Annotated in this window: 20 protein-coding genes; all 20 read right to left on the reverse strand. The window is 46.2% G+C overall.

What is annotated here, in order from left to right; genetic code table 11:
• Positions 1-2 precede the first annotated feature (2 nt).
• The 20 genes from JUF10_RS02570 to JUF10_RS02665 all read right to left on the reverse strand — a co-directional run bounded on the left by JUF10_RS02570 (position 3) and on the right by JUF10_RS02665 (position 11067).
• Entirely contained in the window at positions 3-1622 is a 1620-nt protein-coding gene (locus tag JUF10_RS02570) for a minor capsid protein (protein ID WP_203640693.1), read from the reverse strand.
• Positions 1606-3030, reverse strand: a complete 1425-nt coding sequence (locus JUF10_RS02575; protein WP_203640694.1) for a phage portal protein — start codon at positions 3028-3030, stop codon at positions 1606-1608. Before JUF10_RS02575 ends, JUF10_RS02570 begins: the two co-directional genes overlap by 17 nt.
• The gene (locus JUF10_RS02580) at positions 3021-4274 is read right to left on the reverse strand and encodes a PBSX family phage terminase large subunit (protein ID WP_203640695.1); all 1254 of its coding nucleotides are present in this window, start codon (positions 4272-4274) and stop codon (positions 3021-3023) included. The genes JUF10_RS02575 and JUF10_RS02580 overlap by 10 nt, the downstream gene beginning before the upstream one ends.
• Positions 4267-4701 (reverse strand): terminase small subunit, encoded by a 435-nt coding sequence (locus JUF10_RS02585; protein ID WP_203640696.1) that lies wholly within the window; start codon positions 4699-4701, stop codon positions 4267-4269. Before JUF10_RS02585 ends, JUF10_RS02580 begins: the two co-directional genes overlap by 8 nt.
• Positions 4702-4717: 16 nt before the next feature.
• Positions 4718-5284: a hypothetical protein gene (locus tag JUF10_RS02590; RefSeq protein ID WP_203640697.1), complete on the reverse strand. Its 567-nt coding sequence runs from the start codon at positions 5282-5284 to the stop codon at positions 4718-4720.
• Between the two features lie 452 nt (positions 5285-5736).
• Positions 5737-6264 (reverse strand): hypothetical protein, encoded by a 528-nt coding sequence (locus tag JUF10_RS02595; protein WP_203640698.1) that lies wholly within the window; start codon positions 6262-6264, stop codon positions 5737-5739.
• Entirely contained in the window at positions 6254-6451 is a 198-nt protein-coding gene (locus tag JUF10_RS02600; RefSeq protein ID WP_203640699.1) for a hypothetical protein, read from the reverse strand. The genes JUF10_RS02595 and JUF10_RS02600 overlap by 11 nt, the downstream gene beginning before the upstream one ends.
• 189 nt (positions 6452-6640) lie before the next feature.
• Positions 6641-6946, reverse strand: coding sequence for a MazG-like family protein (locus JUF10_RS02605; protein WP_203640700.1), 306 nt, complete (start codon positions 6944-6946; stop codon positions 6641-6643).
• Between the two features lie 14 nt (positions 6947-6960).
• Positions 6961-7185, reverse strand: a complete 225-nt coding sequence (locus tag JUF10_RS02610; RefSeq protein ID WP_125686003.1) for a hypothetical protein — start codon at positions 7183-7185, stop codon at positions 6961-6963.
• Positions 7186-7214: 29 nt separating this feature from the next.
• The gene (locus JUF10_RS02615; RefSeq protein WP_125686005.1) at positions 7215-7463 is read right to left on the reverse strand and encodes a hypothetical protein; all 249 of its coding nucleotides are present in this window, start codon (positions 7461-7463) and stop codon (positions 7215-7217) included.
• 37 nt (positions 7464-7500) lie between these two features.
• Positions 7501-7707, reverse strand: coding sequence for a hypothetical protein (locus JUF10_RS02620; protein WP_203640701.1), 207 nt, complete (start codon positions 7705-7707; stop codon positions 7501-7503).
• Positions 7704-7958, reverse strand: coding sequence for a hypothetical protein (locus tag JUF10_RS02625; protein ID WP_203640702.1), 255 nt, complete (start codon positions 7956-7958; stop codon positions 7704-7706). The genes JUF10_RS02620 and JUF10_RS02625 overlap by 4 nt, the downstream gene beginning before the upstream one ends.
• Before the next feature lie 299 nt (positions 7959-8257).
• The gene (locus tag JUF10_RS02630) at positions 8258-8530 is read right to left on the reverse strand and encodes a hypothetical protein (RefSeq protein WP_203640703.1); all 273 of its coding nucleotides are present in this window, start codon (positions 8528-8530) and stop codon (positions 8258-8260) included.
• A gap of 38 nt (positions 8531-8568) precedes the next feature.
• On the reverse strand, positions 8569-8829 hold the full coding sequence (locus JUF10_RS02635; RefSeq protein WP_203640704.1) for a hypothetical protein: 261 nt from the start codon (positions 8827-8829) through the stop codon (positions 8569-8571).
• Positions 8829-9062, reverse strand: a complete 234-nt coding sequence (locus JUF10_RS02640; RefSeq protein ID WP_203640705.1) for a hypothetical protein — start codon at positions 9060-9062, stop codon at positions 8829-8831. Before JUF10_RS02640 ends, JUF10_RS02635 begins: the two co-directional genes overlap by 1 nt.
• Positions 9063-9085: 23 nt before the next feature.
• Positions 9086-9523: a zinc-finger-containing protein gene (locus JUF10_RS02645; RefSeq protein WP_203640706.1), complete on the reverse strand. Its 438-nt coding sequence runs from the start codon at positions 9521-9523 to the stop codon at positions 9086-9088.
• Complete coding sequence (locus tag JUF10_RS02650) at positions 9523-9762, reverse strand: hypothetical protein (RefSeq protein ID WP_203640707.1); 240 nt, start codon at positions 9760-9762, stop codon at positions 9523-9525. The genes JUF10_RS02645 and JUF10_RS02650 overlap by 1 nt, the downstream gene beginning before the upstream one ends.
• 1 nt (position 9763) lies before the next feature.
• Complete coding sequence (locus JUF10_RS02655; protein WP_203640708.1) at positions 9764-10180, reverse strand: hypothetical protein; 417 nt, start codon at positions 10178-10180, stop codon at positions 9764-9766.
• 1 nt (position 10181) lies between these two features.
• Complete coding sequence (locus JUF10_RS02660) at positions 10182-10556, reverse strand: VRR-NUC domain-containing protein (RefSeq protein ID WP_308440207.1); 375 nt, start codon at positions 10554-10556, stop codon at positions 10182-10184.
• Entirely contained in the window at positions 10486-11067 is a 582-nt protein-coding gene (locus tag JUF10_RS02665; RefSeq protein ID WP_308440208.1) for an NUMOD4 motif-containing HNH endonuclease, read from the reverse strand. The genes JUF10_RS02660 and JUF10_RS02665 overlap by 71 nt, the downstream gene beginning before the upstream one ends.
• Positions 11068-11229 lie beyond the last annotated feature (162 nt).

The following is an 11229-nucleotide window of genomic DNA, read 5'->3' on the forward strand; positions in this document are numbered from 1 at the left end:
ACTCAATCCACCTTTCCAAATTCAAATTTAAATTTTCGCGCAAAGTTATCTAAAGCCAGCTCCTGCGCTCCAACTTCATTATAGCCCATCTTCACGTATTCTGTAATCGTTTTATCGTATTGCTGACCATCAAATATTTTGAATGGAATTTTATTTGCAGTATACCAGTAGACACTCCCATCATGACCAATCGTTAATCCTAAACCAACTGTGCCTTCCTTTGATTTCAACGATAAAGTAGCAATATCACTTAGCGATGGTGGAAAACCTGACGGATGATTGTGAATGGAAACATATTGTCCCTCTCGTCCGTCCCGAAACGCTTGTTTGACTTGACCATTGTACACAACACCCTTAGTTTTTCTAGCTTGATTAGACACAGCAATTGTTCTTCCAGTCTCACTGTCTAACAAGTAGTAATCCTCAAACGGTGTCCCATTACGATGTTGAAGCATATGCCTAGCGACTGTTGCTACTGAATCGCTTATGGGCGCCGTTCTGGGGTTGCGCTTTAGTTTATCCACAAATTGTTGACTACGAACATAATTCAAATTGGCTCCATACTCACCAGAACTTGAAGCCATTTCACGTTCACGAACGACCATCCGCTTCCATTCGTTGAACTTAACGTCCTTGATCATCTTTCCCTTACCAGTCTCAGGGTCCCGGGACCAGCGTTCAGTTACGTCAGGTAAGTCCTCAATGTAAGGCACTGTTGTACAGCGGCAACGAGCGTGTATGAGTGGATAATTAACACCAACGACTCGCTCAGACACCTTGAATACTTTGCCATCGAGCACTGCACAAGTTGTACAGGTATGAGATTCCAATGTTGCCATATACTCATACTGCTCAATTTCATTTTCTTCGTAACTCTGAAAAGCCGCCTCTTCGGCAACATGCCCCATTTCAGAAACGACTAATCTGTGAATATCGTTCCGCTTAACATCCTGAAAACGGGCATGAAACATCTGGGTGACCTTCTGTGGACTCCAACCAAGCACTGTGCCACGAAGAACGGCATCCATTAGATAACTCGGAAGTTCCTGTTGATAATCCTTCCAGATACGTTTGGAAAAGTCCTTGCCATCCTGCCCCCATGGCTGGGAAACGGCTATCCACAGTTGTGCTTCGTTGAAGTGAGCGAAGTTAGCAGTGAACGCACCCTTTTGAGCTTGAATGTTGTAGGTAGTCCGCATATAGGTATCGTCATACTGATTGGCTAATGCATCACGCATAACTTCGGTACGATGATTGGCAAAAGACTGTGTTAATTGCCGTAACTGCTGTTCCAAGTCCTGCAATCGAGCAACTCGGCTACGGAAATACTCGGCGTCCAACTGGTCTTGGTACCCACCAGACTTGGCTCGCTCCTCAAACTGCTTGAGCGTTAGTTGCCAGTGCTTAGTATTAATGCCAGCCATAGCTTTCTTGGCTTCATCCTTGCCGATACCCCCTGTATTGGCATACCGGACGTACCACTTTTCCATCTCACCATGCAGCTCACGGTATAAGCCGTTTAGTTCGGGTTGCAACGCCTTCTCGTAGGCCTCAGTAGACTTAATCTCTTTGGCCTTGGTCTGGAGGTGCCGACGCTCCCAGTAACTAAGCTTCTTCGTCATCCTCTTCACCGCCTACGTCATCGAGTGCCTTCGGGTTATCGTAGCCGTCATGCTTCACCACATCGTCTTGCCGGTCTTGTAGCTCCTGCTGTGGATCATCAACCAATGGATTGCCCTTGGCGACAGCTTCATCACTTGTGTACTGAGCGAGCTGTGACACAATCTGCGCCTGTTCCAGGTCGTTCTGAATGGCTGTCCGAGTCCACGTCTGCGTAATCTTTCGGCCATCGGCGTCAGCGGCGCCTAGCCATTGAAGGATAGCCCGCACCAGCTCAGTGAGACTATCCCGGAAGTAAGACTCAGTGATAGATGCCTTCAACTCTAGGTGCCCGTACAGCGCACGAATGGCTGTGCCTGATGCATTGCCAATCTCTTTGAAGTCAGTCGGGTTAATCCCTTGAGCTTCCACAAATAGGTCTGACTTAGTGACCTCCAGTAGCGAGTTCCGTGCTTCCACGGGAATATCAATGGTCAACTTGTCAACGCCTGACTTATCACCAGGCCCAATGCTATCCATTTTGATGGCATGGTCCTCTTTGAGTGCCTTCATGAACTCAGAGAGCGACTCACCACCGTAATTAGTCAATACTAAGATAACCTGCTGGATATCATCAACATCGTTCACGAACCCGTTGTAGACGTTATCGTACACATCAATCAGGCCCTTGTACTTCAATAGGTCTGGTCGCTGGTACTTATTCTTAGGGAACGCAATGAATGGAATCCGTTCCAGTTTGTGCTCCAGGACTGCTCCAGTCCCCGTCTCATCCCCGGTCATCACATCATAGAGAGTGAAGCGGTCATCATATAGCGATAGGTCGCTGTAGTCTGCCATCTCGGATTTAAACACAGTCACGTCCTTGTCAGTCCAGTATTCGTGAACCTTGAAGAACTTGCTAGTCTTGGGGTCAAGCTGCTTGTACGTCCGTCTCAGCGCCAGTAATTTGCGGTCTAAGTCGCTAGAATAGATGGGCACAACCTGATCAGGCGGTACAATGCCATAACGGAACTGACCGTTTTCATCAATCCAGTAATGCAGCCAAGCAACTCCCGCATTAGCAGCATCCACTACCATCTGGTTGAGTCGGAGGTTGAAGTTGTCACCCAACGTGTCTTTAATCTTATCGTTAAGCGTATCGTCCTCTACATCAATAGTAGGTGGCACAGTGGCAACATAGCCCGCTTCTTGGTCCACTAAAAGTTGGTGGAAGTTGCTTGATACCCGGTTGTCTGCCCGGCGTAGTGGTTCGTCCTTTCCATCCCCATTCAACTTAGACTCACCGTTATTTCTGTTGGTAATGTCATTCTCGTTGAAGTAGTAATGTAACGACTTATTGAAATTGGCAGCAAACTTAACCCGTCGACTATCTGTGTTCTTTAGTAGCTTCTTCATTGCATCTATTTCCACGGTCTGAATCCTCCCTTCTTCATAAGTGATTCGAGTTCGTACCTGGTCTTATCAATCGAGTGGTCGTTCCCATCAGGATAGCCAGCCTTGAAGTTACCGTTAGGGTCACGAGCTAACTCATAGCTGGTAAACTCACGGGCCGTATTAGGACACCGAACCGGGTCAATCACAATCTCACGTAGGTCTTGCAGCCACTTGAACCCGTGCTCACGGCTCCCCGGTCCCTTGCGAGCTCCAACGACGTTAAGCCCATAGTCTCGGAACTCAGCAATCGTCCGTGGCTCAGCAGAGTCAGCAGTGATAACTTCATTCATCGGATTAAGCTTCTTGATAGCAGCCACTGCTTCACGATTGGTCATGCCAACCTGATAAATTTCATTGAACAGAAAAATGCGGCGACGCGCTGAATCCCAGTACGCATCCCCGTAGGCTAGTGGATCATGGGCGAAACCGAAGTCCATGCCGTGATAGATTTTATCGAAGTGTGAAATTTCTTCGTCTGTAATCTCACGAATAGTTAAGTTGTTGAAGACCTCAGCGCCCGTCCCTGTAACTTCACCCAGATACTCATGGGCGTAGGCCTTCGGATTGTCCTTCTTAAGTTGCTCGGCGTCAGCTAGGAACTCTTTCCCCAACCATTGTTTAGGCACGCTAAGGTAGTCGCTCTCATGCACCAATGTGTCATCACGTCGACCTTGCTCCTCGCGAGCTTGATTGACCCATGAATTAACTGAGGCTGGCGGGTTGTAGCTGTAGAAAGTCACAATATCTGAGCCACCCCGGTTGAGAGACTGGTTGATGTTCCGGATTTCCTTCCAACCTTTGAAGTCAGCAACTTCTTCAAAGTGCTTGAACTTCGTGTAGCCGTGCCGGAACTTCTGTGACTTAATCTTCTCCGGCTTGTCGGCACCCTTAAAACGTATCTGCTGACCTGTGGGGATGTACGTCAGCTGCATAGGACTCACTGAGTCTGCCCACAGGCTAGAGACGCCTAAAGTGTCAATCGCCCATAAGTACTGGTCGTAGACTGATTCGCGAAGGTTAGACGCGTACCGCCGCATAACCACAGCATTGGCGTCTGGATCCTTCATGATACCCAACACAATTTCGAGCGAAATAAAAGAGGACTTGGTCGACCCACGTCCTCCTGATAGCCAATAATTTGAATGTTTGTGGTGCTTGATGTCTTGGTGAAGCTGGTAGAAGCTCGGTGCCATTGAATGTGCGAGACTGATTCTAGCCATCTTCATCACTCCCAGCGGGGATGTCATCGGTAATCTGTACGGGACCGACAGTGGCGGTTACATCACGCTTCTCCGTCCACATAGCGTAACGCTTGCCGATTAGCTCGGCTGCCTTAACCCGATCACGCACACCGACAGGCACATCATCGAAGACGCCCTTAGCAGTCGCGACTGACTCAGTGACTTCGCCACGTCGAACAGCTGACAAGAACTCCATAATCTGTTCTTGGGAGTCTACTTTTTCAGCGTGAAGCTTTTTGAGCCCCGCATCGATGTAAGTCCGGATGTCAGGTTTTGTCAGGTTCTCGTTCCCAACAGATCGAGCACTTCGCTTGGCATAACCGGCTTTCAAAGCGGCCTGCGTTGCATTGCCGCTAATGATGTATTCGTCAGCAAACTTCTGCTGTTTTACTGTTAGTTTCTGCATTTTGCAGGCCTCCTTTTTAATATTTATCAATCAGTCTCCATCTGAGTTTACCCAATAAGACAGATGGTTCAAACAAGAAAATATCGGGCGGAATCTCCGGGTAAAGAACTTTTTCTTTCTTTTTCCCAGCAACATCGTCAACCCCGGTATGGACGTCTCTCCTTATCTCTCTCACAAGTTTTAAGTATCTGTTAACTTCTTTAATAATTTTTTCGTCGCCAATATTTTCAAAATAATCCTCATGTTCTTTCCAAAATAGAGAAGCATTAGAAACTAGGATAGTTAGTTCTGATACGGATTCCCCAAATCGCTCCACAAATTCAGCGTCTATCATTGGTTCACGATAACCTTTCACACGAATCGTACTCATAGCATATCCTTCGAACCTAAATAAATAAGCATTAATCTTTTCCATTATGCCAATCAATTGGCCAATTGTATCAATAAGTGCTTTTTTCTTCTCAAGATCCTTAGTGTTTTTCCTACTAAACTTTGAAGCTGCCCACGGAGCAACAAAACAAGTTGTAATTGCAGAAACAATGATCGAAACGACCGCCGGTTGAATAAAGGTTTTCCAAGACACTATACGTTATCCCCCTTGCATGTTTATACTGAATATAAGCATAACAAAACCCCAGCATTACTGCTAGGGTCAGTCTGAAGGAGATGTATCTCAATTATTGTAACGTTCAGTCTTGAATACTGAACATAATATGGCTGGAAGGATTCGAACCTTCCACATACCTACTACAGCCACGTGGGTAATACCAAGCCTTAATTCTCACCGTCGTGGTATTTCTAGCCTACGCATCTAGGCCTTCTCAACTTAGTATCATCTTTTGCCGTGGTTATCAATCACAGCAACATCGCGGGTAAGGATTTGCACCCTACAGCTGCAAACCGTCTATAGAAATTACAACATACGAAAGTGCTGAAAATATGTTTCAGTTCCATAATCGGCCGCGTCTACCTATTCCGCCACCGCGATACGCATTATCGTTTTTTTAATTTATCTCACACTAACATAGTAACTCTTTAGTTCGGACTTTTCTGGACACCTGTTCGGCGCGTTTTGGACATATCATTAAACGCATCGATGCCAAAAATCATAATCGACAGATCATCAATAGCCTTACGCTCGTCCCGCCGAATGGTCTTCTCATCAACTCGGTAAAAGTCCGCAAGCTGTAACCGTGTCTGCTTACCATCAATTAGATACAGCTTCTTAATCACGTCATACCGGCGCTGGTCTTCAAACGTCCCCGCCGTACAGATTTCCTGATACCGTGTAAGAATGTTATTGACGAACTCCATCATCTCTTTAGACCGTACCCGATACCCAAGCAAAGAGTAAAGACTCCGCTCATACTGTGATAATGGCACGTCTTCGTCCACTTCCGGTAGCTCTACCGTCAGATGATTCTCTAAAAGCTGGTAGTGCGACAATAATGACTTCGTATTCCGCAGCTCTTCCTCAGACTCAACCTTAGAGAACTTGTGCCCCCGTGTAATCAGTCCATCCACAATCTTCCCAATAGTTTCGTCCGACAAATCAATCGCCATTCATTAGCACCTCCCTGATCACTGCATTACGTTCATCGACACTCAACGCCCGATAAGCCGACTGAAAATGATACGGTAGCCGATAGTAGTGGTTGCTAATCCAAACTAGCGAGCTAATGATATCGTGACGCTGGTCAACGAAAATGTGTAGCAGATACTTACGAAACGTAATCTGATCATTAGTCATCGTTCTACCCCCTTATTTAGCCACGCTAGGCACTCATAAGAACATTTCCGACACAGGTGAGCTGATGTTTCTTCCACAGCTTGATAGTCGTCAGTTCCTTTTTCCCGTACCGACATCAACTTGTAGTGAAAGTCATTCTTGGGAGTGGCTTCTTCTGCAATATCTGTGCCACACCGAATACACTTAGTTTCATTTCCCCAAATCTGCATTTTTTACAAACACCCCGTCAATCATCTTTCCCTTACGCTCGCTAATCTCTTCGTAGGCAGCTTCTAAGCAGTCTTCAATGGATAATCCGCGTTGCTGGCAGTAGATAGTCAGCACCACCAGAATGTCACCTACACTGTCGATTTCGTCCAAAGTATGCCGTTTGTTGTAGGCCGCTGACAGCTCGCCAACCTCTTCAACTAGTTTGAGTAGCTGCTTGGCTGGTGCTTGTTTATTCAGACCGCGTTCGGTTGACCACAGTTGAATTTCTTTAATTAAATCACCCATTGTTAGTACCTCCTTTAAATATGACTTCGTTTTGCAATAGCAGTACCGGCATACTTTAAGATTACTTGCAAAACCTGACTAGGAACTTCTCGCACCTCGAACCCATTGACTGAACGTGTGTCAACGAAGCCATACGGTGCCGGACAACAATCACGTTTCTCAAACAATAGGTCATTGCCCGACGGTACCACCTCATAGCCAAACGCTCTCATGGCTTTAGTGAATTCTTCGGTTGTCATTAGCTTCCCTCCTAGGTAAATCAGAAATTTTATTCAACCATTGCAGGCAGTTCATTCTCGCCCGATACTAGTTCGTAAATTCCAACGGTAGACTGATCCAGTCTGCCATCGTTAGCTGCCATGTCCCACTTGTCACCGTTCTTATTGAACAGGGCATCATGGGCCACCTGTAGCAAAGCCCCATTGGCGTCATCAGCATCGACTACCATTGTTTTCGTAAAGGCCTTGTCTGCTACGTCAGGCCGTGTAAACTCGTTAATCACCAAATACTTTTTCATGATTTTTCCTCCTACATAAAATAAGAATTTCTGCTAATTATTCTGTCTCCGTAATCATTCTCAGGTAACCGGTCAGTACTACTAGTCCATTCTTCGTGAACTTCATCGAAAGAACCTGATCATTTTTCCGTGTAAATTGCTTGGCCGCTGTCACTGTGTAAGTGCCATCGTGGTTGTCCGCGATGCCTAGCGTGCTCTCAATCACTTTAGGTTCAGTTAACGCTACCTGTTCGTACTGTGTCATTCAGGTTCCCCCTCCTCCTCATCTGGCATCTCACGGTCAATCCAGTTTGTTCCAGCAAACTCCGCTATGGTCGCCGCAAACTCGGGTGATACTTGCTTCCAGTAAAATGAGCGGACACAGTAACTGCACTTATCCTTGCTGATGGTAACTACCCAGCGCCCCATGTCTTCAAACATTACAATTTCTGCCGGCGCAACGTGTGGCTCAAAACCTTCTGACAACGCAATTTCTTTAAACTCAGCGTATTTCACTTGTCTGCCCCCCCTACTAAAACTTTGCCGAACTTGTCAAAACTAATATTGACCAGTAGTTTGATATCACCGATAAGAAGCATCGTCCAACCAGTATTGTTTTCGACTGCGTAACTGATTTTACTTAGGTTTACCCACACTCGATTGCCATTGTTGTCCTCAGTCATAATCCAGCTTGGCCGACTACTGTAACTGTACATTAGTCCGCTCCCCTTTCGCGTGTTCCCGTGCGTGTTCCGCCATACGCCGCTTTTTCTTGCGTAAAGTTGATTTTTTCGTATGTTTTCGCTGTTTGCTCATTAGAACTCCTCCAGTAAATTGCCCAAATTGTCTGCCCAATGTTCGTCTGCAGCTCGCTTAGCTAGCTGCTCCACACTTAGATACTCGAATCCCTTACTCAGCTGACGATGCCAGAAGTTAGACTTTCCTCTTGGCGTCAGATTCATCCAGAATCCCTCGGGCCTCATAAAGACCAGTGGTGTCACCTTTTTTGTTGAGGACCTGTCATCCACCATGATAAAAATCGAGTTGTCAGCCTTTAGCGTAAATATTTTCCCAGTTTCTGGAATCACTTTCCTGCCCCTTTTCAATCATGGTTTGTAATACGTTTTCAACGTTCATCACTAATCACTTCAAATACCACATGCTCACGGAATAGCCGACCATCAATGAGTTTCTTTTCGTGAATTGCTTCAAACTCATACGTTGGGTACTCCTTCGAGAGCCGGTGGCTGAAACCATGCTCTATCTTCCGAATATCTCGGATAGGATCACCAATCTCTGCGCACAGCTTAGAAACTAAGAATGGCAGTTCATCGAGCGCCTGAACCCGGCGGCCGGACCCGGCGTACAAGTGATTGTAGACAATCATCACTTCACCTCTAAATTAAATCCTGCAAGAACTCGGATAAGTACCCCAATCATCGACTCTGCTCCAATCCCAGATGGATTAGTTCTAAAGTAGTCTATCAAGTAATATCCAATCATCACCGGGGCCGCAATATTCTGTGCCCCTTTTGGGTGTATTCCGCTCTTGTCTAAGACAATTTCAATCTTCTGATTACCACATAATTTATAGTACTTTTGGATGCCTTGGTTATTCATGCTTACCAGCTCCATTCCTTGATTTAATCTTCACGGTCCTTATCCCACCAGTCATTAGTTTCCATAATCGCTAGTGCCCGCATTAGGTCAGTCTCGTTGAAATACCCGAAGTGGCAGCAATCTAAGTCAATGCCTATAAGGTGGGCCATCCGCTTGTAGCAGCGACTCCGTGATAGCCAGTGTGACCGCCAGACTTTATCGAACCGAGAATGACATAGCATTTTCAACTCCTTCATCTCCGGCGTCGCTAAAATCCCTAGCGGCATACGCGTTGGATGCTTGGCGGCCCCATCGCTGTAAACTCCCACACTTGCCTGACAATTGAGGCAGAAGTAGCAGCGACCATTACCGAACTCCCGGCCCCCGTAAATATTAGCGTTACTGGCGTACACAACTTTGCCCCCACAGTAGGGGCAGGGGTGCTTATCCCACTGCTGTGGTGCTTCCTTTAAGCTTTCCATCATTGCACCTCCTCCAAAAGATTACGATCAGATGCTAGCTCATAAGCTGCCGTCACTTCACTGGTCGCGTCACCACTCCGAACCTCCTGCGCTAAAAGTGAATCACTGGTGGTCAATTCATAAGCTAAACTAGCAATTGCTCCATCCACACTGGATTGCTCAATAACAATAGCCTTCGTGACCGGCACGGTTACTTTTTTCAATTTAAATTCGTTAATCAACAAATATTTTTTTGCCATTTTATTCATCCTCCTGAGCTAACTGTTCCTGCGTCCACCCGTACTTACGTCTCATTTCCCGCACCCAGCTCAAATCGCGGTGCAGCAGCCTGCCAACTTCTCTCACGCTCTTGTCCTGATAGATTTCCAGCAATCGCTGGTCTTCCTCAGTAGCAGTGTACTCGAAGTCTTCTGGCATACGGTTCAACACCCAACCTCTGCTGTGGTGTAACTTGATCCCGATGTGTGTGACAAAGAATCCCCGTTCCGCCAGGTTACGAACGTCCGCAAGTTCCTCCAGCTTGAACCCCGCCTCGTTTCCGTAGCGGTCAGCCAGCTTACGAGCCTTTTTCAACACCGAATCCGGCCAATTGCTTACATGGCCGTACTCGTCCTCAGCTGCCTGGATGTGGGCCAATAGTTCTGCGTTCAGTGACATGTCAATCACCTCCAACGATTGTCAGGGCATCATCCACACTCCTAGCCACTCCGTACAATACCGGAAAAGGTTTAATAAATTGTGCAAATAGCTTCTGATCTGGGCGCAACCGCCCCTTTTCGTTTTTAATCTCTAGGCAGAAGAATCGACCATCCGAATGACGGAACCCACAGAGGTCTGGGAACCCTCTGGGAAATAACATGATCATCGCTCCTGACTCAGTCCGAACTCGGCCAGCATTGCTGCGAAAAACGGTAAAGCCGTTCTGCGATAGTGCCAACATGATTCTATTCTGCAAGGAATGTTCACTCTCCATGTTCATACCTCCAGACAAAGCCCTTATACCGATGACCACGTTTCTTGCCTTTAGCAGCATCACAAATACCGGAAGATTGTCCTCCCATACTTCTAGCCGCTTCTCGTAACGAGTAGTAGCTACTCACGAATTCACCATCAAGCGTAAATTTCAGTATAGTCTTGGGTTTAGAAGTTAAGTGATTTTTAACAGCATGAACAATATTTTCAGAGCGTGTTGCCCATTCCAAATTAACCACCCGATTGTCGGTTTTGTCACCATTCAAATGATTCACTTGTATTTTATTTTCAGGATTTGGAATAAATGCTTCTGCAACAAGCCTATGCACCGTCTTGTTTTTGCGTTTTCCATGGCCGTAAAGAAGTACATTTTGGTACCCTGTCCTCAATGTGGCCGGGTGCAGTACCGTTCCTCGATGAAAAGAAAATGATCCATTCTTAGACGGCCGATACATCCCCTTACTTCGAACACTTCCTTTGTTGCTAACTTCATAATCTGGAAAACCGTCAATCGGTCTCCACTTTTCCTCACTTTCGATAGGATTACCTCCATTTCGTGTAGCCGAATGCAGGGCTAATTTAGTGCCTACACAGCCTGTATCCCTTGGTACACATGGACTATGTAGGCAATGTAGCGAATGTAGTCACTTTTATCCTTTTCTTTTATATACGTTTATTATTATTAATTAATGATATATAGAAGAAAGTATACATAACTATACACAGCTCAACGG

The sequence above is a fragment of the Levilactobacillus andaensis genome, from assembly GCF_016861695.1.
GTDB lineage: Bacteria > Bacillota > Bacilli > Lactobacillales > Lactobacillaceae > Levilactobacillus > Levilactobacillus andaensis.

Bases quoted from the DNA above. Each gene is read 5' to 3' on its own strand.
- JUF10_RS02570 (WP_203640693.1), bottom strand. From the start codon at position 1,622: ATGACGAAGAAGCTTAGTTACTGGGAGCGTCGGCACCTCCAGACCAAG.
- JUF10_RS02580 (WP_203640695.1), bottom strand. From the start codon at position 4,274: ATGGCTAGAATCAGTCTCGCACATTCAATGGCACCGAGCTTCTACCAG.
- JUF10_RS02585 (WP_203640696.1), bottom strand. From the start codon at position 4,701: ATGCAGAAACTAACAGTAAAACAGCAGAAGTTTGCTGACGAATACATC.
- JUF10_RS02595 (WP_203640698.1), bottom strand. From the start codon at position 6,264: ATGGCGATTGATTTGTCGGACGAAACTATTGGGAAGATTGTGGATGGA.
- JUF10_RS02600 (WP_203640699.1), bottom strand. From the start codon at position 6,451: ATGACTAATGATCAGATTACGTTTCGTAAGTATCTGCTACACATTTTC.
- JUF10_RS02605 (WP_203640700.1), bottom strand. From the start codon at position 6,946: ATGGGTGATTTAATTAAAGAAATTCAACTGTGGTCAACCGAACGCGGT.
- JUF10_RS02610 (WP_125686003.1), bottom strand. From the start codon at position 7,185: ATGACAACCGAAGAATTCACTAAAGCCATGAGAGCGTTTGGCTATGAG.
- JUF10_RS02615 (WP_125686005.1), bottom strand. From the start codon at position 7,463: ATGAAAAAGTATTTGGTGATTAACGAGTTTACACGGCCTGACGTAGCA.
- JUF10_RS02620 (WP_203640701.1), bottom strand. From the start codon at position 7,707: ATGACACAGTACGAACAGGTAGCGTTAACTGAACCTAAAGTGATTGAG.
- JUF10_RS02635 (WP_203640704.1), bottom strand. From the start codon at position 8,829: ATGATTGTCTACAATCACTTGTACGCCGGGTCCGGCCGCCGGGTTCAG.
- JUF10_RS02640 (WP_203640705.1), bottom strand. From the start codon at position 9,062: ATGAATAACCAAGGCATCCAAAAGTACTATAAATTATGTGGTAATCAG.
- JUF10_RS02645 (WP_203640706.1), bottom strand. From the start codon at position 9,523: ATGGAAAGCTTAAAGGAAGCACCACAGCAGTGGGATAAGCACCCCTGC.
- JUF10_RS02650 (WP_203640707.1), bottom strand. From the start codon at position 9,762: ATGGCAAAAAAATATTTGTTGATTAACGAATTTAAATTGAAAAAAGTA.
- JUF10_RS02655 (WP_203640708.1), bottom strand. From the start codon at position 10,180: ATGTCACTGAACGCAGAACTATTGGCCCACATCCAGGCAGCTGAGGAC.
- JUF10_RS02660 (WP_308440207.1), bottom strand. From the start codon at position 10,556: ATGCTGCTAAAGGCAAGAAACGTGGTCATCGGTATAAGGGCTTTGTCT.